At 44.1% G+C, this 674-nt stretch carries 1 pseudogene; it reads left to right on the top strand.

What is annotated here, in order from left to right:
- Nucleotides 1–408: 408 nt before the first annotated feature.
- Nucleotides 409–674 (top strand): annotated as a pseudogene (locus K0778_RS29000) (hypothetical protein); the annotation flags it as partial.

The following is a 674-nucleotide window of genomic DNA, read 5'->3' as shown; positions in this document are numbered from 1 at the left end:
CGTACGGCCCACAGAATGATGTCACGCTGAAAATGCCGGCCTTTGAATGGGTTCATGTGCAGCTCCATCAGCAAAAGGGGATGATAAGTTTATCACCACCGACTATTTGCAACAGTGCCATTCTCACATGCGATCTCGAGTAGCCAGTTGTGGAAAACCGACATAAACATCCCCTGTTACCCTGAAACTCTACTCACCATTTTTTCATAATTATATACAAACAGCCAGAAAGGCTGTTACAGGCGATTTGATCTGCAACCTATTGGTTAAATTAATGTATCAAAAACGATGGTTTCTGTGACACATCCCTATAAGCAGTTGCCTATACAATAAAACGCTCTCCGGCTGTAACAAAACCCGTTACAGTATCAATACAACAAAAACGATGTAACAAAATAGGGTGGCAAAATGATAATCGGCTATGCGCGTAAATCGACACATCTTCAGGATGTAACGCATCAGGTTGATGAACTGACAAAAGCGGGTTGCGAGCAAATCTATCATGAACAGATCTCACGCGGCGGCACTAAACGCGCCAAAAATGGTGCCCCGGAAGGCACTGTTGCAAAGTTAGCGATGAGGCAGCCTTTTGTCTTATTCAAAGGCCTTACATTTCAAAAACTCTGCTTACCAGGCGCATTTCGCCCAGGGGATCACCATAATAAAATGCTGAG

Source organism: Escherichia sp. XD33 (assembly GCF_019375075.1).
GTDB classification, from domain to species: domain Bacteria; phylum Pseudomonadota; class Gammaproteobacteria; order Enterobacterales; family Enterobacteriaceae; genus Enterobacter; species Enterobacter flexneri_A.
This window is presented reverse-complemented; position numbering and strand designations above follow the sequence as displayed.